This is a genomic window from Mycobacterium sp. SMC-21 (genome assembly GCF_045310825.1).
Classification (GTDB): Bacteria; Actinomycetota; Actinomycetes; order Mycobacteriales; family Mycobacteriaceae; genus Mycobacterium.
Genome location: NZ_JBJIAO010000006.1, coordinates 183032 through 206150 on the forward strand (window position 1 = coordinate 183032; position 23119 = coordinate 206150).

A 23119-nucleotide genomic window follows, 5' to 3' on the forward strand; every position below is an offset into this window, starting at 1 on the left:
CTGAATCGACCGCTAAGTCTAAGGGGCGCCTCGACCGGTATTTTGGCGACAGTGAGCTTTGCCCTCGTGGGACCCGGTGCCATCGGATCAACGATCGCCGCGCTGCTGTACGCCGCGGGTCATGAAGTCCTGCTGTGTGGACGGACGCCGCGCGAGGCCATCGAGGTGCGGATGGACGGCAGCGCGCCCATCGTCGTACCCGGCCCGGTGCACACCGATCCCGACGCTGTCGCCGGTCCGGTCGGCGTCGTGCTGCTGGCGGTCAAGGACACCCAGTACGCCGCCTCCGCGCCGTGGCTGGCCCGGTTGTGCGGACCGGACACCGTGGTCTGCGCACTGCAGAACGGTGTCGAACAGGCCGACCGGCTACGGCCCTACTGCCCCGAATCCGCCGTCGTACCTGCGGCGATCTGGATTGCCGCGGAGACCCGGCCAGAGGGCTGGGTGCAGGTGCTGAGCGCCCCGCGGCTGGTTCTGCCCGACGACGCGGCAGCGGGCCGCCTGGCGGCGGACCTGGAAGACAGCGGGATCGCCGTCGAGCTCAACCCGGATTTCCTCAGCGCGGCGTGGCGCAAACTGTTGGTCAACGCCGTGGTCGGGTTCATGGTGCTGTCCGGCCGGCGCTCGGGGATGTTCCGGCGCGACGACGTCGCGGCGGTGGCCCGCAGGTACCTGAGCGAGTGCCTCGCGGTCGCCCGGGCCGAGGGCGCGACGCTGCCCGACGGTGTCGTCGACGAGATCGCCGACATGCTCGCGCAGGCACCGACGGACATGGCGACCTCGATGCTGATCGACCGGGAAGCGCACCGTCCGTTGGAGTGGGACATCCGCAACGGCGTCATCCAGCGCAAAGGTGCCACGCACGGCATCCCCACGCCGATCAGTGACGTGCTGGTGCCACTGCTCGCCGCGGCCAGTGACGGACCGGGTTAGCGGCGGCCGAAGACGAGCTCGACCAACTGGTCGCGGCTGTTGACGCCGACGCGCTGACACGCCCGGAAGATGTGGCCCTCCACGGAGCGACGGGACATCCCGAGCCGCTCCGCGATGGCGGTGTTGCTCAGCCCCTTGGCCGCCAACCCGACGATCTCGCGTTGCCGGGCGGTGATGGCCAACGGAGTCGCCGCGGCCCGCAGCGCCGGGGTGTCGGCGCCGCCGCATTCGGCCGCCAGCCGCGCCGCGGTGCTGGCCGCGCCGAGGCCCGATCCGCGCAGCCCCGCCTGTTGGTAGACGGCCGCGGCCTGCGCGGCCGCATCGGCGGCCGCCACCCGGTCGCCGAAGTATTCGTAGTGCTTGGCCGCCGCCACCAGGCCGTCGCCGTCGGCCGCGGCCAGCGCGACGGCGTGCGCGGCGGCGGCCACCGCCCGCGGCCCGCGTACCGTCAGCGCGAGCTCGGCGAGCCTGGCCGCGGTGGTGCGGTCGCCGAACTGCGTCGCGGTCTGCAGCAGCATGACCTCCCAGCCCAGCCGGCCGAGCTGACGCTCCCGCGCCGCAGCCGCCCGGGCTATCGAAATCGCTTCGGACACAGCGCCTTCGGCCGCACAGACCCACGCATGGGCCAGCGTGCGATCAGGATCGCGGGCGCAGGCGTCCGGGTCGGCCTGCCACCACGGTGTCGCGACGAACTCGCGGCGCGCATCCTCGGCGCGGCCCGCCATGGCGTCGGCAGTGACGAGCCACAACCGAGCCAGCATCTTGCGCATGCTGCCGCTGTCCCGGGCACTGAAATCGGCGAGCGATTCCAGGCACAACCGGTGTGCGTCGACCAAGGCGCCCCGGCTGACGGCCGACAGGCCCGCCACGAAGGCGTGCCACGATTCGGCGACCTGCCACGAGCCCTCGATCGGGACGTCGACGGTGTCGCGGCGGATGCGTGCGATGGTGACATCGGCCTGGTCGAGGGTCCCGGCCAGCCGATGCATGTGCAGGTGCAGAAACGCCAGCGGCAGGCGCAGGTGCGACACCTCGGCACTGGTGTCGGCCAGCCGGTAGCCGGCCTCCGCGACCGTCTCGACCTCGTCGATGCGGCCCAGCTCCCCCAGGCTGCTCACCAGCGCCCACGTCGAGAGCATCTGCGCGACGGGTTCGGCAGCCGGGTCGTCGACAACCCGCCGCGCCTGCTCGATGGCGGCCGTGGACCGGCCGCGCGCCACGTCGATCGACGCGCGCAACGCCAGGGCCGTCGCGGCGACCGCGGCGTCGCCTGCCGGTATCTCGCTGTCCAGTTCGGCCTCGGCGCGGGCCGTGTGACCGAGGATCACGGCGAAGTTCAGGGCGCGCAGCAGGGCGACCTGCACCCGCAGCGGGCCGGAGGTGTCGGCGGCGAGGCGGGCGAAGATGACCTCGGCCTCCTCGCCACGCTCCTGCCAGATCAAGGCCAGCGACAGGGCGATGTCGGCTTCCAGGCCGCCACCCGCCGCCACCGCCCGCTCGGCCAGTGACTCCGCGAGCCGCATGTCCGTCAGTTGGATCGCCGCCGACGTCGCCGCGTTCAGGATCGCCGGGTCGGGGGCCAGGTCGGAGTTCAGTGTCAGCACCGCGCGGCGGACCAGATCACGCGGATCGGTGGCGGGGCGCGCGATCAGCGCGGCGGCGATCTGCCCGTGCAGGCGGCGCATCCGCAGCGAGTCGGTGCGGCGCACCTCGCCGAGCATCGGATGGGCCAGCCGCACCGACGCGGGCGTCGCGCTGCCGTCGATGCGGATCAGCCCGAGCGCTTCCGTCTCGGCGATGGCATCGGAATCCGTCACCGCCGCAAGGGTTTCGATGTCGAGTGGTTCCGTGACGGCGAGGGCGTCCAGCACATTGCGTGCGGCCGCCGGAATCTGGCCGATCCGGGTGGTGAGCAGTTCGGCGAGCGTGGGTGTCAGTCGTGGCTGCCCCTGCCACATCCACACCCCGGATTGCTGCGTCAGCCGGCCGGCGCTGACCTCGGTGTCCAACAGGTGGCGCAGATACAGGACGTTGCCCTGCGTGTACTGCCACAGCTGTTGCACACACCGTGAATGCACCGGCCCACCCAGGATGCGCTCGACCAGCTTCGCGATGGCTGCCGAGGAAAGTGGTTGCAGTTCAATGCGTTCCAGTATGTCGTCTTTCCAGATCGCGGTGATGGCGTCCGGAGCCGGTTCGCCCGATCGCAGAGTCAGCACGACGGTGGCCAGCTTCCGTGCGACGAGTTGATGCACGGCAAAGGCCGACAGATCGTCGAGCAGGTGCGCGTCATCGACACCGACGACCACCGCGCCCGTCGGCGCGGCGCCGATCACGCCGTCGATCACCTCCCGCACGCGGCGCAACGGATCGGGGCCGAAGTCGCTGGCGATGTCGGCGAACGCGCCCAACGGGATGCTGCGGGCCGACGCCGTGCCGGCGATCCATCGCGAGCGCCCCGGCGGCCGGCAGGCGGTGACGACTTCACGCGCGAGGCGCGTCTTGCCGACACCGGCAGCGCCCGACAAGACGATGCCGCGAGCCCGGTCCGGGCGACGGATAGCCGCCTCGATCGCCCGCAGTTCCTCGGCTCGTCCATGCAGGGGCCACTCGTGGATCACTATGGATCACCTCCGGCGCGTCCCAGCCCCAGCAAACTCACACCATTTGCACCAGATGCTGCCAGGTTCGCCGGGGGCAAACAATAGCTGCGCTACATGATTGGGGTAGGGCCTTACCTCAGTCCCGGGCGGTCGGCCGCCTTACCGTCCAATCACCGGCGCGATAGCCGGCGCTGGGCGGAGGCGGAAGGGGCGGATCATGGTTCATGCCAATCACATCGGGCGAATCGGGGCGCTGGCGGTGGCATTGGGCGTCGGACTGGCCGTCGCACCCGGCGTGGCCTCGGCCAAGCCGGCTCCGTCTTCGCCGACCTCGGATGGGCCGGGCACCACCTCTCCAGGCCAGAACATGGCCGTGGCGACCAACGGCGTAACGCGGGTGCAGAAGGGCGACGCCACCGCGACCTCCGACGGCAAGGGCTCGGTGGCCATCGCCCGCGGATCCGACGCGACGGCGATCTCCTCGGGCGGCCAGGGCTCACTGGCCATCGCCCGCGGCGACGGCGCCACCGCCATCATCAACACGCGCGCATGCGAAACCTGCCTGGCCGGCTCGGGCAACAAGGTCACTGCCAGCGGCACCGGAGCCACGGCCACCGCAAGCGGATCGGGGAACCGAGTCCTTGCCTCCGGCGCCGGCAGTACGGCCACCGTCACCGGAGTCGACAACACGGTCACGGCCTCCGGTTCCGGCAGCGAGGCCACCGTCAGCGGGTCCGACAACACCGTGCGCGCCTCCGGTATCGACAGCGAGGCGACCGTCACCGGCTCCCGCAACACCGTCGATGCCACGGGCCTGGACAGCACCGTCTCGTTGATCGGATCCGACAACACCGTGGCCGCGACCGGGGCCCGCAATGTCGTCGTCGTGCGGGGCTCGGACAACGACGTCACCAGCAGCGGCAGTACGAACACCGACACCGTCACCGTGCGAGTCACCGGCGACCACAACGACGTATCCACCGACGGCGTCGACAGTGGCGCCTCGGTCAGCGGCAACAGCAACGATGTGGCGACGGTTGGCCCCCACAGCTCTGCCTACGTGGTCGGCGACAGCAACACGGCAAGCGCCATCGGCGACCACACCACCGCCTGGATCGAGGGAGACCACAGCACGGCCGACGCCCTCGGCGACTTCAGCAGTGCGCAGGTCTACGGCGACGGCAGCTCCGCCAAGGCCGGCTTGACATCGACAGATTCCGGAAACAGCGTGCAGGTGAACGGGAACAACAGCGCGGCAGAGGCCGGAAACGGTTCGTACAACGATGTCGACGTGAACGGGAACGACAGCACCGCCGCGGCGTTCGGCACGTCCAACACGGTGAGTGCCGAAGGTCCGGACAGCCACGCCGTCGCCATCGGCTTTGGCAAAACCGTCGAGTCCGGACCTGGCGAAACCGTCGTCAATCCCTAGCTCAGCAGCCGGCGCACCTCGTCGTCGCCGACCTGGCCGAAATCGCGGTACGACTCCCCCACCGCCGCAAAGGGCGTCGGCATATCGGCACACACCACGTCGTCCGCGACTCCCATGAGCTGACGGCACGCCGCTTCCGTACCGACGGGCACCGCGACCACCAGGGTCCGCGGCCCGCTCTCCCGCACCACTTCGGCGGCGACGCGCATGCTGGCGCCGGTGGCCATGCCGTCGTCGGCGAGGATCACGGTGCGCCCCTTGACGTTCGGCGGTGGCCGCCCCTGGCGGTAATCGGTTTCCCGCCGCTGCAGCTCGCGCCCCTCGGCTTCCGCCACCTCGGACAGCGTCTGCTGTGAAATCTGCAGCGGCCCAACCACATCCTCATTGACGACGACGTGACCGCCGCCGCCGATCGCGCCCATCGCGTACTCCTCGTGGCCGGGGACGCCCAGCTTGCGGATGATGAGCGCGTCGAGCGGCGCGTCGAGAGCACGGGCGATTTCGTGGGCGACAGGAACACCGCCGCGGGCCAGACCGAGCACGACGACATCCCGCCTGCCGCGGTACGCCGTCAGCAGACCGGCCAATACGCGCCCCGCTTCTGAACGATCACGAAAGACGCGCCTCGATGCATGGTTTCGCGTAGCTCCGATCCTATTCCCATCAGCACTTTTCAGTGGTAATCCGTAATTGACAGGGCAGATGAAAACCGTTTCGAGGAGGCAGAAGTGAAGGTCACCGGAACAGCTGTTGCGGTTCTCTCGGTCGTCGGCATCGCCACCGCGCCGATCGCGTCGGCCGGTTACCCGCTGGTCGGCAAGCTGGGCAGCGCCATGACGATGACGGACAGCGTCGGTCAGGTCCAGCTGAGTTGGCAGGTCTCGGACCTCAAGCCGAGCTCCGATGTCATGCCGGGCTACCGGGTCGCCGGAAAGCTGTGGGAGGCCACGGCCACCGTCCGCGCCCTGAGCGGCCCGGTGACCCCGGCCATCTCGCAGTTCAACGCTGTTGCACCGAACCAGGCGGCGTACCGGGTGCTGTGGATGGTCGCCAGCCCGGTCAACATCAGTGGTGCCACCATTCCGCAGGGCGGGCAGTCGACCGGAAAGATCCACTTCGACGTCACCGGCCCGGCCCCCACGACGGTGACGATGAACAACGGCATGGAAGACCTGATGGTCTGGACTCCGTGAACCAGTAGACACCCTGTTCTATGGTGTCTACTCATGAAGACCTACCAGTGCGAGCGCGTCGGCGTCGACTTCATCGACAGCGCACCGTTCCGCTTCGTCAGCAAGGTCGATCTGGCGGTCAAGCCGGAGCAGTTGTTCGAGGTCTTCTCGGATGCGACGTCCTGGCCGCGCTGGGCGACGCTGATCACCAACGTCGAGTGGACCAGCCCGAAACCGTACGGCGTAGGCACCACGCGCACGGTGACCATGCGCGGCCACATCGTCGGCGGCGAGGAGTTCATCGCCTGGGAACCGTTCTCCTACATGGCGTTCCGGTTCAACACCAGCACCTCGAACATGCTGTCGGCGTTCGCCGAGGGTTACACCGTCGAGGAAACCGCCGATGGCTGTCACCTGACGTGGGTCATGGCGATGAAGCCCAAGGGTCTCGCCGGTGAGCTGGGCATGCGCGCCGGCCGGCCCATGATGGCGTGGCTGTTCCAGCGGTTCCTGCACAACCTGCGCCGCTACACCGACGAGCGCTACGGGGACGCGAGCTAGGGCGCGTAGAGCCCTTCCCACACTTCGCGGCGCGCCTGGTCCGGGTCATCGATGGTCTCGTCGCGCATCGAGCCGATGACCCGCGTGGCCCGACGGTCGGTGTCGTAGGTCGGCCAATTGGCCAGCGCCGCCGTCGCGAAATCCAGCCAGGTGCGCTGCATGCGCCGGCCGACCGACGGCTGCACCTGACGCCCGAGCGGATGCAGCATCCGGCCGAGGTACGAGCCGTAGCTGTGCTGGATGTGCACGATCTCGCTGCCGTGCGTCGCGCCGAGCCCCAGCACTTTCAGCGTCCAGGTGGTGTGGTCGAACCGGTAGACGTGCGTCGGCGCGTGCCCGCTGTAGGCGTCCGCGAAGGCCCATGTCGGGGCGCCGAACATGACGTCGGAGCCGATCGCGATGAGCGCCCGGCGCCGCGGATAGCTCGGATAGGCCTGCAGCACAGCATCTTTGGCGTCCGGGGCGACACGTGCGAAATAGTCGTCGACCATCGGCACGGTGGTGGGCAGCATGGGTGGCCGGCCCCAGGCGAACATCGATGCCTCGCGGCTGTTGGTGCCGACAATCAGCGGAATCTTGGTGACAGCCCCGGCCCGGGCGGCAAGCACCGGATGCTCGGGCAGCAGGTCGACGCCGCAGGTCAGTCCGTAGGCCAGCTTGGGGCTGTTGGCCGCACTCTCCCCCTGCAGCTGGCCGGCGGCGCGGCGCAGCTGACGCTGCGGCAGCGCGACGATCTCGTCGACGGGGACGTCCAACCGGCGGACGAACTCGTGCGCCTGGCGGGCCCGGGTCTCACGGTCGGCGATGAGCGGTAGCGCCGGGCTCTGCGCGATGGCCCGGCCGAACAGACCGTCGGCCGCGGGGCTGGCCAGCAGCGCCAGCACCGACGTCGCCCCCGCGGATTCGCCGAAGACGGTGACCTGGTCGGGGTCGCCGCCGAACGCGGCGATGTTGTCGCGCACCCATCGCAGTGCCGCGATCTGGTCCCGCAGACACAGGTTGTCGTCGAACCCGGGACCCAGATCGCCGAGTTCGAAGCCGCCGAACACGCCGAGCCGATACGTGACGTTGACGACCACTACATTGCCGTTGGCCGCCAGCCGGGACCCGTTGTACAGCTGCAACTGGCCGGCCCCGAACACGAACGCGCCGCCGGGAATCCACACCATCACCGGCAGCGCAGCCGTCACGTCGGGTGACCAGACGGTGACCGTCAGGCAGGCCTCGTCACGCATCTTGGGGTCGTCGCGGCCGCCGCCGACGAACGACTTGCCCTGCGGCGGGATGGGTCCGTGATCGATGGCGTCACGCACGCCGGACCACGGGATCAGCGGTTGCGGAGCGCGGAAACGCAACGGCCCGACGGGCTGCTCGGCGTAGCCGACGCCCCGCCAGACGTACACACCGCCTTCCGTGGTGCCCCTGAGGGCGCCCGCGACGGTGTGAACGATGGTCGAACGGTCGATGGTTTCGGGCTGGACGGCCACGTCATGAATCCTAGTGTGGAAAGCTGACATCCAGTCGTATTCGAGGCCCGGACGGAGCGGTGATGTCCTTCAACGAAGGTATGCAGATCGACACGAGCAACACGTCGACCAGCGGGGGCGGTGGCTTCGGCGGCCGGGGTCTGGCGATCGGCGGCGGCATGGGCGGCTTGGTGATCGTGGTCGTCGCCATGTTCCTCGGCGTGGATCCCAGTTCGATCCTCGGCCACCAGAGCCAGGCGCCGCAGTCCAGCCAGGGATCTAGCGCCTACGACCTGAGCAAGTGCAAGACCGGCGCGGACGCCAACAAGTACCTGGAGTGCCGCATCGTGGCCACCGGCAACTCGGTGGACGGCGTGTGGTCGCAGCTGCTGAAGGGCTACACGCCGCCAAAGATCCGGCTGTTCCGGGGGCAGGTCAACACCGCATGCGGCCCGGCCGACACCTCTGTGGGCCCCTTCTACTGCCCCGGCGACAAGGTCGCCTACTTCGACACCAGCTTCTTCCAGACCCTGGTCGACGAATTCGGTTCCAGCGGTGGACCCTTGGCACAGGAATACGTGGTGGCTCACGAGTTCGGCCACCATGTGCAGAACCTGCTCGGCGACATCGGCAAGGCCCAGCGCGGGCCGAAGGGCGCCGAGGGCAACAGCGTGCGCACCGAGCTGCAGGCCGACTGCTACGCCGGCGTGTGGGCGCACTACGCGTCGACGGTCAAGCAGAAGAGCACCGGCGTTCCGTTCCTGCAGCCGTTGAGCGACAAGGACATTGCCGACGCGCTGTCGGCGGCCTCGTCGGTCGGTGACGATCACATCCAGAAGCAGGCCACCGGACGCGTCAACCCGGAGTCCTGGACGCACGGGTCGTCCGCCGAACGGCAGAAGTGGTTCACCACCGGTTACCAGACCGGTGACCCCAAGCAGTGCGACACGTACAACGCGCAGGATCTGGGCTAGTCACGCAGCACGCGGGGCCGCGATCCCTTGTCGATGATCGCGAGATGGACCCTGCGGGTGAGGACCTGTAGTCCGGTCGGCATTGGCGGCGCCGTGGAGGTGTAGACCGCTCCCGATGGGGTGGTCAGCGCGATGGTGTGCCGCCCGAACCGGTCGTAGGTCGCCGCGGCCTGCCAGCCAGGTTCCTCTTTGACGTAATTGCAGTGCTCACACAAACCATCGCCGTTATGCGCGCTGGTGGGCCCGTGGTGCGCGTGCGGCCGGACGTGGTCGGTGTGCCGAATCCGGGCGTTGCAATACGGCGTCCGGCACAGCTGATCGCGCAACCCGATGAACGTCGCCAGGCCCTTCGGGAATGTTCGGGAGGTGGATTCCATCGCCACCAGCTTGTTCGTGCCCGGCTGGGCATACAGGCGCCGCAACGCCGCCGTGCCCTCGGCCGCCGCGGCCAGCACCATGTCGCGAGCCAGCGCCGCCGGAATGGGCCCGTACCCGTCCAACTGCGCCGGCTGCTCACCCCCGGTCAGCAGCGTCTCATCCGAAAGCACCAGATTCACCGCCACCGGCACCGGCGACCGCACCGGATCGCGCCCCGTGACCCGCTCCACCACCACATCAGCCATCACCTGCCCACGGCTACGCTCCGAGCCCGCCGCCACCACCGACGCCGCCTCGCGGACGAGCGTCTGGCGCACCAACTGCCCCTGAGCCGCGGGCAGCAGCACCGTCATCGACATCATCCCGTCACCGGCCACGCGGAACCGCACATGCCGAGAGGCCCGTGCCCGCGTCATCTTCTCCAGCACGGTCTGCTGATCCAGCTCATAGGCGATCCGTGCGGCCTCCGCCGACACCTCGGCGTTGCCCAAACCAACCAACGGGGCCGGGTCGCCGCACAGCTCGACATCCAGCAGCCGGCGATCCAACACCGACAGGCACGCCGCCTCTTTGGTGATCAACTCAGCCCGATGCTCCGACAGCACCCCCGATTCCAACGCCGCCAGCGTGCACGGCATGTCCGCGGTCAGAATGCGGGCCATCACCATCAACCGCTCACCCCGATGCGGCGACTCCCGCCGCGCCAGCCCCACCTCCGAGCCCAACGCCGCCCGCGACACCCGCGGCCCACCCGCCGCGGCAGCCGCCACCCGCCTCGCCTCAAGTGCGGCCGCCAGCCGCGCCTGCTCCGCCGCCGCGGCCGACTTCACCCGCTCGAGCTCAGTCATACGACGCGACAACGCCGCCTCATCGGCGTCAGGGTCCACCACCAGCCTTTCGCTCATACGTTCGAATCTACACCCCGCCCCCGACAAGTCCCACCGCCAAGATCGGTTTCCCGAATCGTTGACCACTTTGAACAAATTTCGTTAATGTGTGCAAATGCCCGCCAAGCCGCCGACGCCGCGCACCATCTCGCCGGCACTACTCGAAGCCACCGCGGAGACCCTCCACCGTTTGGGCCCAAGGCAATTCAGCCTCACGGCCGTCGCCGAAACCGCCGGCGTCTCGCGAGGCACGCTGTACAACGCGCTCGGCGGCCGCGACCACGCCATCAGCGTCGCGTTGGATCACCTGGCGTCCAAGTTCGTCGACGGCATGGCCGCCGAGATCGACAAGCAGTCCACGCTGGCCGACCAGGTCGCCGCTGCCGCGGTCCTGATCTGCGCGCACCGGCAGAGCTCGCCCTCTGCGCCGCAGAAGGGCATCAACGAGGGCATCGTCGTCCTGCTGTTGCGCAACATCGGCGAGGACCTCATGAAGCGCGCCGTCGAGCTCTGGAAGCCACGCGTCAAAGCCGCGCAGCGCGATGGCGAGATCGGCGCGGGCGTCGACCCGGCCCGCGCCGGCGAATGGATCGTCCGGGTGCTGCTGAGCTTCGAACTGCTCCCACCCATCGGGGTCAACCTCGACAACCCCCGCGCCATCCGGCGCTTCGTCACCGACCACATCATCAATGGACTCAACGGAGAGGCACCATGACCACACCCGACCACGAAGTGGTCATCATCGGCGCTGGGCCCGGCGGTATCGCCTCCGCGCACCTTTTGCAGCAGAAAGGGATTCACGACTTCGTCATCGTCGACCGGGGCGACGACTTCGGTGGCACCTGGCGCGACAATCACTATCCAGGGCTCGCCGTCGACATCCCGTCACCGTGGTACCAGCTGTCCTTCGCGCCGAACCCCGACTGGAGCCGGTTCTTCGCGCCGGGTCCGGAAATCTACGCCTACCTGCGTGACACCGCCGACAAGCTCGGCCTGCGACCTCACCTGCGGGCGAACTCGGAGGTGCTGCGCCAGCAGTGGGACGACGACGCCGGCATGTGGCGGCTGTCCATCCGCAACCAGCCGGAGTTGACGGCGCGGTTCCTGATCAGCTCTGTCGGCGGTTACGTCAACGCCAAGAACGTCGTCGACATCGACGGCATCGAGGATTTCGAGGGCACCATCCTGCGCCCGAACGCCTGGGACGACGACTACGACGTGCGCGGCAAACGCGTCGCGGTGATCGGCACCGGATCCAGCGGCGTGCAGATCACCGCAGCGTTGTCCGGCGTCGCCGCGAATCTCGATGTCTACCAACGCACTCCGGCGTGGGTACTGCCCAAGATCGACTTCGACATCCCGCCGTGGCTGCGACGCCTGTTCAGAGTGCCTGGCTTCGTCAGCGCGATCAACACCTTCGGCCGGCTGCTGATGGACGTCACGATGGTCGTGCCGATCGTCCACGTTTTCTCCCGGCTGCCCCGCACGGTGCTGACCAAGCTCATGCCCCTGTACGACGGCAACAGCCGCAATCTGTACCGGTTGCTGCTGCGGGCGACCGTGCAGGACCCGGCAACCCGCAAGGCACTGCTCCCCCGGTACGGCATCATGGCCAAACGCCCGGTGATCTCCAGCTCGTTCCTGCCGGCGCTCAACCATCCGGATACTCACCTGATCACCACGCCCATCGAGCGGATCACCCGCGACGGTGTCCGCACGGTCGACGGCGTGGACCACCCGACCGACCTTCTGGTCACCGCCACGGGCTACGAACTGTGGACCGACCCGGAGACGTACCGCCCCGGAACCATCCTGGGCGCAGGCGGTTTCGACCTCGCCGAGTACTACCGAGCCCACGGACTGCACGCCTATGCCGGCACTGCGCACCCGCGGCTGCCCAACCGCTGGGAGATCGTCGGCCCGCTCGGCTTCGTCGGCTTCGCCTGGATGGACTGGGTCGAAACCGTTGCCGCCCACGCCGTTCGGATGATCGACGCGGCCCGCGGCCGGGCCGAGGCGCCTGTCGTCGCGGTGAGCAATGACGCGTTCCACAGGTGGAACGCCCTGATGGACCGGCGTGGGCGCACCGCGCACACGTACTACACCCGTGCGACCGAACTGAACACCTACTTCGTCAACTCGCAGCACGAAACCCCCTACTACCGACCGCAAACCATCACCGGCTCAAGGATTTTCGCGCGGCGATCACCGCTGACGGACTACGAGTTCAGCGACGTCCGGACCGCCACGAGGAGTGAGGAGCTCAGCGCATGACCGAACAACCGTTGGCCGGCAAGGTTGCTTTCGTCACCGGAGCGGCGCGCGGACAGGGGCGTTCACACTGTGTCCGGCTGGCGCGCGCCGGCGCCGACATAGTCGCCATCGACGCCTGCGCGCCCGTGGCGGAGGCCAACGGCTACGAGCCCGCGACTCCCGCGGACCTGGCCGAGACGGTGAACCTCGTCGAAGGTGAAGGCCGCAAGATCTACGCCAAGCAGGTCGACGTCCGGGACGCCGAAGGCCAGCAGCGCGTGGTCGCCGAGACCATCGAGCAGTTCGGCCGGCTGGACATCGTGGTGGCCAATGCGGGTGTGCTGAACTGGGGGCGACTCTGGGAGATTTCCGCACAGCAGTGGCAGGACACCCTGGACATCAACCTGACCGGCGTGTGGAACACCATCCGGGCCGTGGTGCCGGCGATGATCGCGGCCGGCAACGGTGGGTCGATCATCGCCACCAGTTCGGCGGCCGGCATCAAGGCGGTGCCCGGTTGCGGGCACTACTGCGCCAGCAAGTTCGGCGTCGTGGGCATGATCAACGCGCTGGCCGTCGAACTGGGTGAGTACGGCATCCGCGTGAATTCGGTACACCCGTACGGCACCGACACCCCGATGGGCAACGACGTGTCGATGTACCAGGTCCTGCAGGACCATCCGCAGTACATCCACAGCTTCTCCCCCGGCGCGCTGCCGACGGATTCACTCATCAAGCCGGACCAGATCTCAGACATCGTGGTGTGGCTGGCGAGCGACGCGTCGTCGTTGGTGACGGCGGCGCAAATCCCGGCAGACAAGGGTTATCTCAAGATCTGACCGGGTAACCTCAGTCGCCATGGCGAAGTCGAACGCCGAGGTGGCAAACAACAGTCTCGACGCGCAGGCGCGCGCGACTCAGTTCATGCGCTCGGCCCTCGACATCCTCGGCGAGACCGGCCGCACGGAGTTCACGGTGCTGCAGGTCGTGGAGCGTTCGAAGACGTCGTTGCGCGCCTTCTATCAGCACTTCGCCACCAAGGACGAGCTGGTGCTGGCGCTGATCGACGCGATGCTGACCGAGTTCACCACCACGTGGCAGGCCGAGGCGGCCGAGCTGAGCCCCGCGGACGCGCTGCGTGAGCTGGTCGACCGCATCTGCGTGCCGCCCGCGTCGAGCACCCAGGACCGCATCAATCGCGGGCTCACCTTCTACCACGATCGCCTGGCCGAAACGATGCCGGACGACTACGGCCGGGTGCTGACACCGTTGCACGCGCTCATCGTCGACATCGTCGAACGCGGAATGGCCGACGGCACTTTTGCCCCCGGCCTCGACGTCGAGGCCACGGCGGCTCTGATCATGCAGACCATCTTCGGCGCCCTGCGACTGCGCGCACTGGGACCGGGCCTCGAGCTCACCCCGATCGGCAGCGAGCGCATCTATGCGTTCTGTCTGCGCGCGTTGGAGAATTGATGACTTCTGGCCCTGTCTGAGCCGTTCCGCGGTGGGCAGTGTGGACTCATGATGAAAACCGCCGTCGCACTCGGGGAAATCGAGGACGCAGTTCATTCGGCCTGCCGTGCACCGTCGTTCCACAACAGCCAGCCGTGGACCTGGGTGCTGGAATCGACGACTTTGCGGCTGTTTGTCGATCCCGACCAACTGGTGGACACCGACAGCTCGGGCCGGCAGGCAATACTGAGCTGCGGCGCGGCCCTGGACCATCTACGCGTGGTCATGGCGGCCCGCGGCTGGGAGACCCTGGTCGACCGCTTTCCCAATCCGAACAACCGGCACCACCTGGCCGATATCGAGTTCCGGCCGGCGGCCGGCATCACAACTGCGCAGCGCAGGGACGCCGACGCCGTCGCGCGTCGGCGCACCGACCGGCTGCCCTATGGCCCCATCGAGAACCTGGCCGCGTTCGAGATGCTGCTGCGACTGGCAGTTCAGGACCGCCCCGCCCATGTCGACCTGATCACGCCGCAGCAGCGCGACAAAGTCGCCGAAGCCTCCCACCTCGCCGAGTCGCTGCGCATGTACGACACCTCGTATCACGCTGAATTGGCCTGGTGGACAGCTCCTTTCGGGGCCACCACCGGAATTCCGCACAGCGCACTGGTGTCGGCCGCGGAATCCGACCGCGTCGAGGTCGGACGCACCTTCCCGGTGACGCATATCAGGGAACGGCGGCAGGACATCGGAGACGACCAGGCCACCATCGTGGTGATCTCGGCGCTCGACGACACCCCGCAGGGCATCCTGGCATGTGGCGAGACGTTGTCGGCGGTGCTCGTCGAAGCCACCGGCGCCGGGCTGGCGAGTTGCACCCTGACGCACGTGACCGAACACCCTGCCACCCGCGACATCATCAGTGGACTCACGGGCCATGCGCTACCGCAGGTTCTGGTGCGGATCGGCGTCGCACCCGAATTCGACGACGTGCCACCGCCGACACCGCGCCGTCCGCTGTCGGATGTCTTTCAGGTCCGGGCCGGTTGACCTCGACGTAGCCTGGCCCCATGCGTGCATGGCGAGTGGGTGAGCCCGGGCCGATTGAACATGGTCCGCTCGAATTCGGCTCCGTCGATGTCCCGGCGCCCGGTGACGGCGAAGTGCTCATCGCCGTACGGGCGTGCGGCGTGTGCCGCACGGACCTGCACGTCGCCGAGGGCGACCTGCCGGTGCACCGACCGTTCGTCATCCCGGGCCACGAAGTGGTGGGCGAGGTGGTGGCTGTCGGCGAACACATCGACGCGCAGTTCGCCGTCGGCGATCGCGTCGGGGTGGCCTGGCTGCGGCACACCTGCGGCAGCTGCCGATTCTGCCTCCGCGGCGCGGAGAACCTGTGCCCGCATTCTCGCTACACCGGCTGGGACGCCGACGGCGGCTACGCCGAATTCGTCACGGCACCAGCCGATTACGTGCACCCGGTGCCCGCGGGATACACCGATGCCGAACTCGCCCCGCTGCTGTGCGCCGGCATCATCGGCTACCGGTCGTTGCTCCGGGCCGACCTACCCGCCGGTGGCCGGCTCGGAATCTACGGCTTCGGCGGCAGTGCCCACATCACCGCGCAGGTGGCACTCGCCCGGGGCGCCGAGGTACATGTCATGACCCGCGGCGAGGCTGCCCGGCGACTCGCACTCGACCTCGGTGCCGCCTCGGCTCAGGACGCCATGGCGCGGCCACCTGTCGCCCTGGACGCCGCGATCCTGTTCGCGCCCGTGGGTGATCTGGTGCTGCCGGCGCTCGAAGCCCTCGACCGCGGCGGCACCCTGGCGATCGCCGGCATTCATCTCAGCGACATCCCCGAACTGAACTATCAGCGCCACCTGTTCCAGGAACGCCAGGTGCGGTCGGTGGCATCGAATACCCGCACCGACGCCCGGGAATTCCTCGCCTTCGCCGGCAGCCACCACATCGATGTCACGGCCCCGATCTATCCCCTCGACCACGCGGACCAGGCCCTCGGGGATCTGGCCGCCGGACGAATCTCGGGCGCCGCGGTCCTGCAGATCGCGTGAGTCAGAACAACGCAGGCTGCACCGCCCCGGCGGACACTGCCGCCGGGGCGGTACGCATGGTGTCAAGTCTGTTCGCCCCGTTGCCGAGGCCGTATCGGGCAACCAGCGGCGCGACCCGATTGCGGAGCTGTTCGCGGTACTGCGGACCGAGATACGCACCGCGCCCGTATAATTCGCGGTACCTGGGCAGCAGTTCCGGATACGTCGAGCCCAGCCACGCGAGGAACCAGCCACGCGTCGCGCCGCGCAGGTGCAGTCCGAAGACCGTCACCCCCTTGGCGCCGGCCGTCGCGATCCGCGACAGCAGCGCCTCCAGATGCGCCTGTGAGTCGGTCAGGTACGGCAGCACCGGCGCCACCATCACATGGCAATCGAGCCCGGCCGCCGCGATCGCCGAGATGAGCTCCAAGCGCGCGGCCGGCGTGGGAGTCCCCGGTTCGACCGACCGATGCAGATCGGGGTCCAGCATCGCCAACGACACCGCGACGCTGACCCCGACCCGGGCACCCGCGTCGACGATCAGTGGCAGGTCACGGCGCAGCAGCGTGCCCTTTGTCAGGATCGAGAACGGCGTCCCGGAATCGGCCAGCGCCGCGATGATTCCCGGCATCAGCGCGTACCGGCCCTCGGCCCGTTGATAAGGATCGGTATTGGTGCCCAGTGCGACCGCATCGCGCGTCCAGGAACGCCGAAAGAGCTCCCGCCGCAACACTTCCGCGACATTCGTCTTCACCACGAGTTCACGGTCGAAATCATTTCCGGAGTCGAAGTCCAGATACTCGTGCGTGGGCCGGGCGAAGCAGTATCGGCACGCGTGCGAGCAGCCACGGTAGGCGTTGACGGTGTACCGGAACGGCAGATTCGAAGCTTCCGGCACCTTGTTCAGCGCCGACTTGCAGAGCACCTCATGAAATGTGATGCCGTCGAACTTGGGGACCCGGATGCTGCGTACCAACCCGAGCCGTTCCAGGCCCGGTAGAGCGCCGTCCGCTTCGGCCCGCGCCACCGCCTGCCCGTCCCACCGCACATCTCATTCGAACAATTGTTCGACGCTTTGTCAAGCCTCGCCGGGTTCGTCGACGAGCAACAGGTGGTCGATCGCGGTGACGGTCTCGGGGGCCAGCCCCTCGCGAATCACGGCATTCAGCAAGCGGGCTGCGACGGTCCTGAGCTTCAGCTGGGTGGCTTGCGACCGCCACTTCAGAATCTCGAAGGCCCGGTCGGCGTCGATGCCGTAGGCGGCCATGAGGATGCCCTTGGCCTGGTCGATCACGGCGCGCGATTCCACCACCGAGGCCATGGCCACGGTGAGATCGGACTGGATGCCGGCGGTGACGTCGATGTAGTAGCCGTGGGTGCCGGTGAGCTCGCCGTCCTCGTCGGTCATCCGGTCGCTGACCACCACGACCCAGTGGACCTTGCCGTCGGCATCGACGATGCGGTGCCGGCTGCTGAACAACCCACCCGTCTGCACCCGCTCGAGAATCTCGGCGACCTTGGCCCGGTCGTCAGGATGCTTGTGACTCAGCAGCAATTCGGTGGTGGGCTCCACTTCCCCCAGCGCGTAGCCGTGCATACGGGCCACCTCTTCAGACCACACCCACCGTTGTTCGGCGAGGTGGAACTGGAAGCTGCCGACATGTTGCGCAGCGCCGCCGCTGAACACGGCAGCGACGTCCCAGGATTCGGAGTCGGCGATTTCGCCGTCGGTTTCGCTCATGTCGTTGTTGGTGGCAGGGAGCCGCAGTCATCGTAACTCGCTACCGGGATTGTCCGCCCGGCTTGCCGGGTACGTGGCCCACATGACGCATATCGGTTACTTCCTCAGCTGTGAACAGTTCGATCCGCACAACCTGATCGCTCAGGCCAGACGAGCCGAGGAAGCCGGTTTTCACGCACTGTGGGTGTCCGATCATTTCCACCCGTGGACCGACGCACAGGGCCAAAGCCCGTTCGTCTGGGGCGTTCTGGGCGCGCTGTCCGAGGTGACGGCGCTGCCTGTAACCACCGCCGTCACCTGCCCGACGTTCCGGATGCATCCCGCGATCATCGCGCAGGCCGCCGCCACCGCCGCCGTTCAGCTGCGGGGCGGCTTCCGGCTGGGCATCGGCAGCGGCGAGGCGCTGAACGAGCACATCCTCGGGGACCCGTGGCCCTCTGCCGGCGAACGACTGGACCGGCTCGCGGAGGCGGTGTCGCTCATCAGGACGCTGCACCGTGGCGAAGTGGTGAACCATGACGGGCGCTACTACCGCGTCCAGGACGCGCGCATCTACACCCTCCCGGAGCACCGCATACCGATCTACATATCGGGGTTCGGCCCGCAGGCAACCCGGCTGGCCGGGCGGATCGGCGACGGGTACTGCATCACCATGCCCGACGCCGACCTCGTGGCGCTCTTCCGCGAGGCCGGCGGCGGGCGTAGGCCGGTGCAGGCCGGGATGAAGGTCTGTTGGGACCTGGACCCGGAATTCGCGGCCGACACCGCGCACCGCCTGTGGGCCACCGACCAGCTACCCGGGCAGCTCAATCAGATCCTGCCGCGGCCAACGGATTTCGCGTCCGCCGCGAGCCTGGTGACGCGCGAGGCCGTGACGGATGCGATCGTGTGCGGACCCGACATCGACGCCCACGTTGCACAGGTGCGCAAGTACGTCGATGCCGGTGTCGACGAGATCTACGTCCAGCAGATCGGCCCGGACATGGACGGCTTCTTCGACGCCTGGGAGCGCGACGTCCTGCCGGAATTCCAGGAGTCGGCCTACGCCTGAGCCGCGGCCTGACGCTCGGTGTGCGCGCCGCCGGAGGCCAGCTTGCTGCCGGCGGACTCCAGGTGAGCTCGCACGAACCACTGGAACTTCTCCAGTTCGGCGACCTGGCCGATCAGCATGTCCTGGGTGACCAGATCGAGTTCGTCGAGTTCGCCGATGGCCTTGCGCGCGTCCTTGATGACGCCGTCGTAGACCAGGTCGAGTGCGGCGAGGTGCGCCTGCGCGGTGTCGCGGCCGATCGAGTAGTCGTCCCAGGTGCGGTGCTTGAGAATCGCCCCCGGCGTACCGTCGGGCGACGCGCCGAGCGCCGCGATGCGCTCGGCCGTCTGATCCGCGTAAGCACGCACCAGCTCGACCTGCGGATCGATCATCTCGTGCACGCCGATGAAGTTGGGGCCCACGACATTCCAATGCACGTGCTTGAGCGTCAGATGCAGGTCGTTGTACGTGCTCAGCTGGATTTGCAGCAGGTCCCGGATCCGGCTGCTCTGCTCTTCGGACAGGCCTGGAATGGTGAATTCGCTCATGGCCTGCCTCTACCCGTACGGCGTCCGGGGCAAACACCGTTTAGTACCGGTGCACCCCGGGTACCGCCTCGGGGTGACCGCTGTCGAAGTGCCGTTGACGCCTGGGCGGCCGTTCCCGGCGCGCCGAAAGCATCTGGGCGCTGTCCTGTACGGACTCGTCAGCACGACCGACCACAAGCTGATCGGCCAGATGTACCTGGCCGCGTCGTTCGCGTTCTTCTTCAGTGGCGGGATCATGGCCCTGCTGATGCGCACCGAACTCGCCATGCCCGGTCTGCAGTTCTTGTCCAACGAGCAGTACAACCAGCTGTTCACGGTGCACGGCACCTTGATGCTGCTGTTGTATGCGACCCCTGTGGTGTTCGGTTTCGCAAATCTGGTGCTGCCCTTGCAGATCGGCGCACCCGACGTCGCCTTCCCCCGGCTCAACGCGCTGTCGTTCTGGCTGTTCCTGTTCGGTGGACTGCTCGTGCTCGCCGGATTCGTCGTGCCCGGCGGTGCGGCGGATTTCGGGTGGACGGGCTACACGCCGCTGTCCGACGTCGTCCGCTCGCCCGGGTCCGGCGGCGACCTGTGGGCCGTGGGCCTGATCGTCTCGGGCCTCGGCACCATCCTCGGTGCGGTCAACATGATCACCACCGTGGTCTGCATGCGCTGCCCCGGAATGACCATGTTTCGCATGCCCATCTTCACCTGGAACATCGTCGCCACCGGCGTGCTGATCCTCCTCGCCTTCCCGATCCTGACCGCGGCCCTGTTCGGCCTGCTCGCGCAGCGTCACCTCGGGGCGCACATCTACGACCCCGCCAACGGCGGCGCGATCCTGTGGCAACACCTCTTCTGGTTCTTCGGGCACCCCGAGGTCTATATCGTGGCGCTGCCGTTCTTCGGCATCGTCACCGAGATCATCCCGGTGTTCTCCCGCAAGCCGATATTCGGTTACACCACACTGGTTTACGCCACCTGGGCCATCACCGTGCTGTCGGTCGCGGTATGGGCACACCACATGTTCGCCACGGGTGCGGTGCTGCTGCCGTTCTTCTCGTTCATGACCTTCCTGATCGCGGTGCCCACCGGCATCAAATTCTGGAACTGGATCGGCACCATGTGGAAGGGACAACTGACCTTCGAGACGCCGATGCTGTTCTCGGTGGGCTTCCTCGTCACCTTCCTGTTGGGCGGACTCTCCGGCGTCCTGCTTGCCAGCCCGCCACTCGACTTCCACGTCACGGATTCGTATTTCGTTGTGGCGCATTTCCATTACGTGCTGTTCGGCACCATCGTGTTCGCCACCTACGCCGGCATCTACTTCTGGTTCCCCAAGATATGTGGACGGCTGCTCGACGAGCGCCTCGGCAAGCTGCACTTCTGGCTGACCTTCATCGGCTTCCACACCACGTTCCTCGTGCAGCACTGGCTGGGCGATGCGGGCATGCCCCGCCGCTACGCGGACTACCTGCCCGGCGATGGCTTCGACACGCTCAATCTGGTCTCCACCATCGGGTCCTTCATCCTCGGCGTTTCGGTGCTCCCGTTCGTCTGGAACGTGTTCAAGAGCTGGCGTTACGGCGAACCCGTCGTCGTCGACGACCCGTGGGGTTACGGCAACTCGCTCGAGTGGGCGACGACCTGCCCGCCGCCGCGGCACAACTTCACCGAGCTGCCCCGAATCCGTTCGGAGCGGCCGGCTTTCGAGCTGCACTACCCGCACATGACCGAACGGATGCGCACCGAGTCGCATGTGGGCCGGTGACGATCAGTGGTGCAGGCGGTCGTGCAGTTTCTCCTGCTCGGCGGTGTCCCGGCGTTCGGCGTCGATGACGTCGTCCCGGGCTGTCGACGACGTGAGAATCAGTTCATCGAGTTTGAGCAGTATCGCGCCGGTCTGCCGGTTGGTGGTGTGCTGAATGACGAAGAGCATCACCAGTGCCACCAGCGCATTGGTGGCGTACACGGCGGTCTGCCACCACGACGGGAAGCCGGCGATGATGCCGGTCAGCAGTGCCGCGGCGACCACGGCGAACACAGCGACGCCGGTACGCAGGGAACCGGCCCAATCGGTGACGGTGTCCAGAGCGCGGGCACCGGACTTGACCGCAGTCATCGTCAGCCGGTGCTTTCGCGTTCTTCGAGACCGACGGCCTCCCGCAGTTCCTTCTCGTCGTCGCGGAGGCCCTCGTTCTCGTTGCCCATGTGGTGCATCACATCCGCCAGCGCGTCGGCGATGGCATTGAGCTTGTGCTGAAGCGCGTCACCGGCGCGTCGTTCGGTGTTCTGTAGCAGGGCCACCAGCAGGAACGTGATGATCGTCGTGATCGTGTTGATGACCAATTGCCACGTGTCGACGGTCATGAAGGCGAATGTCGGCGCCCAGAGGACCACGAGCAGAACGCACGCCAGGAAGAACCAGGCGCGCGAAACGATTTCGGCCGTGTTGGTGGCGAACCGGTCGAACATGGACACCTTGCCGCTGACGCCCGACGGCATCACGTCGGCGTCGGCATTGTCGGAGGCAGTCATGACGCGTCCTTTCCCGAGGTAGCCCTGATTACCCGCGACGAGTCCGCGCCAAACGGGACCGGATTCGCCAGAAACTCCACCAGCACGGCGGACAGTGTGTCGATGCCGGCGCGGGGCACCACCTCGTAGCCGTGGGTGCTCAGCGTGGGCAGGCACAGCAGCCCGGCTGCCGCCGCGTGCCCGTTCGACTTGGCATGCGACGCATCGGATTCGAACGCACCCAGCACCGCCGGTTGCGGATCGGCGCCCAACGCGGTCGCCACGTCCACCAGCCGGTCCGCGACCGCCTTGTCGTAGATGCACTGCGCGTCGCCGTAACCGACGATGGGTCCGCGCGTGACGGTGGTGCCGTATTCGCCTTCGGTCGGGCCGACCTCCAGCGCCAGGGTCAGTTCACCGGGCAGGGCCCGGCTGGCGTACGAGCCGCCGAGGCCACCGACCTCCTCACTGACCGTGCACACGAAATACACGTCCTGGGGCGGTCGTTCGGCCCGCTGCCGCAACTCGCGAGCCGCCGACAGCAGAACCACCAGCAGTGCTCTGTCGTCCATGAAATAGGAGCCGAGATAGTCGTCGATCTCGACGAGTTCCCGTTTGCTTCGGTGGACGCACACGCGGGTTCCGGGGCGGATGCCGGCCTCGGTCAGCTGTTCCGGCGCGCGGCCGGTGAACACGTACACGTCGGACCAGTTCAGAGCCCGGTCGCCACCGTCGGGTTTGGTCTGCCAGATCTGCGGGCTTTCCTGCGTGGTGTGTTCGGAACCCACTGTGAGAACACCGCATACGTGCTCGCGGTCACCGAGCATCAGCACCGGCCCGAGGCCGAAGTTCGCCGGGTACATCGTGCCCAGCGGCGTCAATCGCACTCTGCCGTCGGGCTGCACCCGCTTCACGAGCATGGACAGTTCGTCCATGTGCGCCATCACGCGGATGGGCGGGTGCTCCTCATCACTCTGCGACGAGGACACCCGCCCCACCACGTTGCCCGCCCGGTCGATCCAGGCGCTGTCGACCAGGGGTGCCAGCTCCCGCAGGCAGATATCGCGGACGGCGTCTTCCTGGCCACAGGGCCCGTACGCCAGTAACAGTTCCTGCAGCAGCTGGATCATCGG

The 23119-nt window shown here is 67.8% G+C and carries 22 protein-coding genes and 1 pseudogene; 13 read left to right on the plus strand and 10 right to left on the minus strand.

What is annotated here, in order from left to right:
* Positions 1-51: 51 nt before the first annotated feature.
* Complete coding sequence (locus tag ACJH6H_RS09270; RefSeq protein WP_406774704.1) at positions 52-933, plus strand: oxidoreductase; 882 nt, start codon at positions 52-54, stop codon at positions 931-933.
* Here the strand turns inward: ACJH6H_RS09270 and ACJH6H_RS09275 are convergent.
* Positions 930-3554 (minus strand): LuxR C-terminal-related transcriptional regulator, encoded by a 2625-nt coding sequence (locus ACJH6H_RS09275; RefSeq protein WP_406774705.1) that lies wholly within the window; start codon positions 3552-3554, stop codon positions 930-932. The genes ACJH6H_RS09270 and ACJH6H_RS09275 overlap by 4 nt on opposite strands.
* 199 nt (positions 3555-3753) lie before the next feature.
* Between ACJH6H_RS09275 and ACJH6H_RS09280 the strand changes: the two genes are divergently transcribed.
* Entirely contained in the window at positions 3754-4968 is a 1215-nt protein-coding gene (locus ACJH6H_RS09280) for a DUF3060 domain-containing protein (protein WP_406774706.1), read from the plus strand.
* On the opposite strand, the pseudogene ACJH6H_RS09285 reads toward ACJH6H_RS09280, so the two are convergent.
* Positions 4968-5621 (minus strand): annotated as a pseudogene (locus ACJH6H_RS09285) (phosphoribosyltransferase); the annotation flags it as partial. The gene ACJH6H_RS09280 and the pseudogene ACJH6H_RS09285 overlap by 1 nt on opposite strands.
* A gap of 75 nt (positions 5622-5696) precedes the next feature.
* Here ACJH6H_RS09285 and ACJH6H_RS09290 point away from each other — a divergent pair.
* Complete coding sequence (locus tag ACJH6H_RS09290; RefSeq protein ID WP_406774707.1) at positions 5697-6161, plus strand: MPT63 family protein; 465 nt, start codon at positions 5697-5699, stop codon at positions 6159-6161.
* Between the two features lie 33 nt (positions 6162-6194).
* Positions 6195-6701 carry an SRPBCC family protein gene (locus ACJH6H_RS09295; protein ID WP_406774708.1) on the plus strand — a complete coding sequence of 169 codons (507 nt, stop codon included), beginning with the start codon at positions 6195-6197 and terminating at the stop codon, positions 6699-6701.
* Here ACJH6H_RS09295 and ACJH6H_RS09300 read toward each other — a convergent pair.
* The gene (locus ACJH6H_RS09300; protein WP_406774709.1) at positions 6698-8218 is read right to left on the minus strand and encodes a carboxylesterase/lipase family protein; all 1521 of its coding nucleotides are present in this window, start codon (positions 8216-8218) and stop codon (positions 6698-6700) included. The two genes, ACJH6H_RS09295 and ACJH6H_RS09300, sit on opposite strands and share 4 nt — an antisense overlap.
* Before the next feature lie 32 nt (positions 8219-8250).
* Between ACJH6H_RS09300 and ACJH6H_RS09305 the strand changes: the two genes are divergently transcribed.
* Positions 8251-9141, plus strand: a complete 891-nt coding sequence (locus ACJH6H_RS09305) for a neutral zinc metallopeptidase (RefSeq protein ID WP_212811596.1) — start codon at positions 8251-8253, stop codon at positions 9139-9141.
* Here the strand turns inward: ACJH6H_RS09305 and ACJH6H_RS09310 are convergent.
* Positions 9138-10424: an HNH endonuclease gene (locus ACJH6H_RS09310; protein WP_406774710.1), complete on the minus strand. Its 1287-nt coding sequence runs from the start codon at positions 10422-10424 to the stop codon at positions 9138-9140. The two genes, ACJH6H_RS09305 and ACJH6H_RS09310, sit on opposite strands and share 4 nt — an antisense overlap.
* Before the next feature lie 97 nt (positions 10425-10521).
* Here ACJH6H_RS09310 and ACJH6H_RS09315 point away from each other — a divergent pair, with 97 nt between their 5' ends.
* The 6 genes from ACJH6H_RS09315 to ACJH6H_RS09340 are packed head-to-tail and all read left to right on the plus strand — an operon-like array spanning position 10522 to position 16189.
* A complete protein-coding gene (locus ACJH6H_RS09315; RefSeq protein ID WP_346415607.1) occupies positions 10522-11121 on the plus strand; it encodes a TetR/AcrR family transcriptional regulator in 600 nt (199 codons plus the stop codon).
* A complete protein-coding gene (locus ACJH6H_RS09320; RefSeq protein WP_406774711.1) occupies positions 11118-12680 on the plus strand; it encodes a flavin-containing monooxygenase in 1563 nt (520 codons plus the stop codon). Before ACJH6H_RS09315 ends, ACJH6H_RS09320 begins: the two co-directional genes overlap by 4 nt.
* Complete coding sequence (locus ACJH6H_RS09325) at positions 12677-13498, plus strand: mycofactocin-coupled SDR family oxidoreductase (protein WP_406774712.1); 822 nt, start codon at positions 12677-12679, stop codon at positions 13496-13498. The genes ACJH6H_RS09320 and ACJH6H_RS09325 overlap by 4 nt, the downstream gene beginning before the upstream one ends.
* Positions 13499-13517: 19 nt before the next feature.
* Positions 13518-14135, plus strand: coding sequence for a TetR/AcrR family transcriptional regulator (locus ACJH6H_RS09330; protein ID WP_406774713.1), 618 nt, complete (start codon positions 13518-13520; stop codon positions 14133-14135).
* Positions 14136-14183: 48 nt separating this feature from the next.
* Positions 14184-15164 (plus strand): Acg family FMN-binding oxidoreductase, encoded by a 981-nt coding sequence (locus tag ACJH6H_RS09335; RefSeq protein ID WP_212811602.1) that lies wholly within the window; start codon positions 14184-14186, stop codon positions 15162-15164.
* Between the two features lie 20 nt (positions 15165-15184).
* On the plus strand, positions 15185-16189 hold the full coding sequence (locus ACJH6H_RS09340) for a zinc-binding alcohol dehydrogenase family protein (protein ID WP_406774714.1): 1005 nt from the start codon (positions 15185-15187) through the stop codon (positions 16187-16189).
* A 1-nt stretch (position 16190) separates the two neighbouring features.
* Here ACJH6H_RS09340 and ACJH6H_RS09345 read toward each other — a convergent pair whose 3' ends face one another.
* Both ACJH6H_RS09345 and ACJH6H_RS09350 read right to left on the minus strand, forming a co-directional pair.
* The gene (locus tag ACJH6H_RS09345) at positions 16191-17216 is read right to left on the minus strand and encodes an Rv2578c family radical SAM protein (protein ID WP_406774715.1); all 1026 of its coding nucleotides are present in this window, start codon (positions 17214-17216) and stop codon (positions 16191-16193) included.
* Between the two features lie 30 nt (positions 17217-17246).
* Positions 17247-17909, minus strand: a complete 663-nt coding sequence (locus ACJH6H_RS09350; protein ID WP_346415601.1) for a PAS and ANTAR domain-containing protein — start codon at positions 17907-17909, stop codon at positions 17247-17249.
* An 82-nt stretch (positions 17910-17991) separates the two neighbouring features.
* Between ACJH6H_RS09350 and ACJH6H_RS09355 the strand changes: the two genes are divergently transcribed.
* Positions 17992-18960 carry a TIGR03557 family F420-dependent LLM class oxidoreductase gene (locus ACJH6H_RS09355; protein ID WP_406774716.1) on the plus strand — a complete coding sequence of 323 codons (969 nt, stop codon included), beginning with the start codon at positions 17992-17994 and terminating at the stop codon, positions 18958-18960.
* Here the strand turns inward: ACJH6H_RS09355 and ACJH6H_RS09360 are convergent.
* On the minus strand, positions 18951-19487 hold the full coding sequence (locus tag ACJH6H_RS09360; RefSeq protein WP_406774717.1) for a Dps family protein: 537 nt from the start codon (positions 19485-19487) through the stop codon (positions 18951-18953). The two genes, ACJH6H_RS09355 and ACJH6H_RS09360, sit on opposite strands and share 10 nt — an antisense overlap.
* A 73-nt stretch (positions 19488-19560) precedes the next feature.
* Here ACJH6H_RS09360 and ctaD point away from each other — a divergent pair, with 73 nt between their 5' ends.
* A complete protein-coding gene (ctaD, locus tag ACJH6H_RS09365; RefSeq protein WP_406774718.1) occupies positions 19561-21240 on the plus strand; it encodes a cytochrome c oxidase subunit I in 1680 nt (559 codons plus the stop codon).
* A 3-nt stretch (positions 21241-21243) separates the two neighbouring features.
* On the opposite strand, the gene ACJH6H_RS09370 is transcribed toward ctaD, so the two are convergent.
* From ACJH6H_RS09370 to ACJH6H_RS09380, 3 genes are read right to left on the minus strand one after another with little or no spacing between them, the layout of a single operon-like run.
* The gene (locus ACJH6H_RS09370; protein WP_346415596.1) at positions 21244-21591 is read right to left on the minus strand and encodes a low affinity iron permease family protein; all 348 of its coding nucleotides are present in this window, start codon (positions 21589-21591) and stop codon (positions 21244-21246) included.
* 2 nt (positions 21592-21593) lie between these two features.
* Positions 21594-22007: a low affinity iron permease family protein gene (locus ACJH6H_RS09375; RefSeq protein WP_406774719.1), complete on the minus strand. Its 414-nt coding sequence runs from the start codon at positions 22005-22007 to the stop codon at positions 21594-21596.
* Positions 22004-23116, minus strand: coding sequence for a M42 family metallopeptidase (locus ACJH6H_RS09380; protein WP_406774720.1), 1113 nt, complete (start codon positions 23114-23116; stop codon positions 22004-22006). The genes ACJH6H_RS09375 and ACJH6H_RS09380 overlap by 4 nt, the downstream gene beginning before the upstream one ends.
* Positions 23117-23119 lie beyond the last annotated feature (3 nt).

Bases quoted from the DNA above. Each gene is read 5' to 3' on its own strand.
- ACJH6H_RS09280 (WP_406774706.1), top strand. From the start codon at position 3,754: ATGGTTCATGCCAATCACATCGGGCGAATCGGGGCGCTGGCGGTGGCA.
- ACJH6H_RS09295 (WP_406774708.1), top strand. From the start codon at position 6,195: ATGAAGACCTACCAGTGCGAGCGCGTCGGCGTCGACTTCATCGACAGC.
- ACJH6H_RS09300 (WP_406774709.1), bottom strand. From the start codon at position 8,218: ATGTCAGCTTTCCACACTAGGATTCATGACGTGGCCGTCCAGCCCGAA.
- ACJH6H_RS09305 (WP_212811596.1), top strand. From the start codon at position 8,251: ATGTCCTTCAACGAAGGTATGCAGATCGACACGAGCAACACGTCGACC.
- ACJH6H_RS09310 (WP_406774710.1), bottom strand. From the start codon at position 10,424: ATGAGCGAAAGGCTGGTGGTGGACCCTGACGCCGATGAGGCGGCGTTG.
- ACJH6H_RS09315 (WP_346415607.1), top strand. From the start codon at position 10,522: ATGCCCGCCAAGCCGCCGACGCCGCGCACCATCTCGCCGGCACTACTC.
- ACJH6H_RS09320 (WP_406774711.1), top strand. From the start codon at position 11,118: ATGACCACACCCGACCACGAAGTGGTCATCATCGGCGCTGGGCCCGGC.
- ACJH6H_RS09325 (WP_406774712.1), top strand. From the start codon at position 12,677: ATGACCGAACAACCGTTGGCCGGCAAGGTTGCTTTCGTCACCGGAGCG.
- ACJH6H_RS09330 (WP_406774713.1), top strand. From the start codon at position 13,518: ATGGCGAAGTCGAACGCCGAGGTGGCAAACAACAGTCTCGACGCGCAG.
- ACJH6H_RS09335 (WP_212811602.1), top strand. From the start codon at position 14,184: ATGATGAAAACCGCCGTCGCACTCGGGGAAATCGAGGACGCAGTTCAT.
- ACJH6H_RS09340 (WP_406774714.1), top strand. From the start codon at position 15,185: ATGCGTGCATGGCGAGTGGGTGAGCCCGGGCCGATTGAACATGGTCCG.
- ACJH6H_RS09350 (WP_346415601.1), bottom strand. From the start codon at position 17,909: ATGAGCGAAACCGACGGCGAAATCGCCGACTCCGAATCCTGGGACGTC.
- ACJH6H_RS09355 (WP_406774716.1), top strand. From the start codon at position 17,992: ATGACGCATATCGGTTACTTCCTCAGCTGTGAACAGTTCGATCCGCAC.
- ACJH6H_RS09360 (WP_406774717.1), bottom strand. From the start codon at position 19,487: ATGAGCGAATTCACCATTCCAGGCCTGTCCGAAGAGCAGAGCAGCCGG.
- ACJH6H_RS09370 (WP_346415596.1), bottom strand. From the start codon at position 21,591: ATGACTGCGGTCAAGTCCGGTGCCCGCGCTCTGGACACCGTCACCGAT.
- ACJH6H_RS09375 (WP_406774719.1), bottom strand. From the start codon at position 22,007: ATGACTGCCTCCGACAATGCCGACGCCGACGTGATGCCGTCGGGCGTC.
- ACJH6H_RS09380 (WP_406774720.1), bottom strand. From the start codon at position 23,116: ATGATCCAGCTGCTGCAGGAACTGTTACTGGCGTACGGGCCCTGTGGC.